Origin of the sequence: Pseudomonas sp. (genome assembly GCF_049645325.1) — a bacterium.
Classification (GTDB): Bacteria; Pseudomonadota; Gammaproteobacteria; order Pseudomonadales; family Pseudomonadaceae; genus Aquipseudomonas.
The window spans coordinates 1-2,050 of the sequence record NZ_JBARTQ010000018.1; the positions used below are offsets into that span (position 1 = coordinate 1).

Sequence of the window (2,050 nt, forward strand, 5' to 3'; positions counted from 1 at the left end):
CAAGCACTGCGGCGAAATGTACCTGCTCTGGAAGATGTGCCGGGCACGGGCCAGAAATCCGTAAGCCGGCAACGCATCGGCGCTGGACAGGTCGACACTGCACACGTCGACACTGCACACGTCGGCACTCGGCACTCGGCACCAACCCGCTGGCTACGGCCGCGGACAGTCGTCATCTTACGCGCGCTGCTGGGTCTGGTGCTGCGGCGAATGTTGCTGGTGAAACTCGACGGTAAGCTGCTCGCTGGTTATCGCGCCCAGCGCTTCCTCGATAAACCTGCTCGCTTCCCGACACTCCGCACCAGCGAATCCTTTGGTTTCGATCTTGGATTTGCCGTTAGGCGAAACTACGACTTCGATGATCTTCATGCGACACCCCCGTTTCCGACCTGGATGGTCAGCTTGATCGAGCCATCCGTGAGTTGCTGTTCGGTCAACGTGTGGCCCCGCCGGCGGGCCTCGAGGCGGCTCTTCTCGAAAGCGACAGAGTACACCTCAGGAAAGGATTGATCTGGACTCATGTGACGTATCTCCGGTAATAGGATGTTTTGGTTTGTTGAAGCTGTCTCGCTGGATCGAACAGCGTTTATCGTCGTCCGCAGGAGGCCAACCATGCTCGCCAGAACTCCCCACAGCGGCACAACTTCAGTGCCCCCCCGTCCACACCGGCTGTAACGCCGATCAGTCCGATGCACCTCTGGAGCGAGATGCCACCACTGAACCAGCAGCGACTGGTGAAATGCCTCAGCCGACTGGTGCAAAGCAAGCTAGGAAACCCAGACAACGGAGGCGACAATGACGCAGGCAACGATATCATTGCCGCTGACGTATGAGACGAAGATCGGCAACCGACATCAGGACCGGTTCGCGGTCGTGTATGTGCGTCAGTCCTCCCCTCATCAGGTGCAGCAGCATCAGGAGTCCACGCAGCTCCAGTACGGTCTGGCAGATCACGCAGAACGCCTGGGATGGTCACGGGAAAGAATTGCGGTAATCGACGATGATCAGGCGATCTCCGGTTCTTCAAGCGACGAACGGCTTGGCTTTCAGCGATTGCTGAGCGAGGTTGCTCTGGATCATGTCGGCATCATTCTTGGTGTCGAAATGTCGCGGTTGGCACGAAATTGCAAAGACTGGTATCAGCTGTTGGAAGTCTGTGCCCTGTTTGGCACGTTGATCTGCGATCTCGACGGCCTCTACGACCCAAGCTGCTATAACGACCGCCTGCTGCTGGGATTAAAAGGGACGATGTCGGAGGCGGAACTGCACATTCTCCGACAGCGAATGTGGCAAGGCGCGTTGCAAAAAGCGCGGCGCGGTGAACTGCCGAGCAAGGGGCCGATTGGCTACGTGCGTGTGGCGGATCAGTTGGCGTTCGACCCGGATGAGCAAGCCCAAGACGTGGTGCGGCTGATCTTCGACCAGTTCGACCGCCTGGGGACGATGAACGCCGTACTGCGGCATCTCGTGGCTGATGGTATTCAAATACCCGTGCGCCCTGCTCGCGGTCCTTCCAAGGGGCAGCTGGAATGGCGACGTCCGAGCCAGTCGTCGCTACAAAACATGCTGAGTCATCCCGCTTACGCGGGCGCTTATGTTTTCGGCAGGAGCTGCCAAAGCAAACAGGCGCGGCAACAGAAGCGTCCAAACCGATTGCCTCGTGACCAGTGGCTGGTTCTGCTACGAGACCGGCATCCGGCCTACATCTCCTGGCAGCAATTTGAAGAAAACCAGGTTCGGCTTGAGCAAAACCGCTCGCGTTACGCGTCGCGCTGTAGCGTGCGAAGAGGTCGTGCATTGCTCACTGGCCTCGTCGTGTGCGGCCGTTGCGGATGTCGTCTACGGACGCAGTACGGAGGCCGAAACAGCAGACCTCGTTACAACTGTTCTACGAATAAAACTCGTTATGGCGATGAACAATGTCAAAGTTTTGCCGCTGAGGCGTTGGACGACGAAGTGGCCCGCCTGACACTGAAGGCGCTTGAGCCCTCGGCGTTGGATGTCAGTCTTGAAGTTGCTCAGGACATCCAGCAGCAGCGCGACACTGCCG

Annotated in this window: 2 protein-coding genes; one reads left to right on the forward strand and one right to left on the reverse strand. The window is 58.4% G+C overall.

Annotated features, from left to right (window positions below):
• Positions 1–177: 177 nt before the first annotated feature.
• A complete protein-coding gene (locus WBB95_RS00510; RefSeq protein WP_424485811.1) occupies positions 178–369 on the reverse strand; it encodes a DUF2997 domain-containing protein in 192 nt (63 codons plus the stop codon).
• Between the two features lie 426 nt (positions 370–795).
• On the opposite strand from WBB95_RS00510, the gene WBB95_RS00515 reads away from it, so the two are divergent.
• Positions 796–2,050 (forward strand): recombinase family protein (locus WBB95_RS00515; RefSeq protein WP_424485812.1); only part of this gene is annotated, 1,255 nt, incomplete at its 3' end.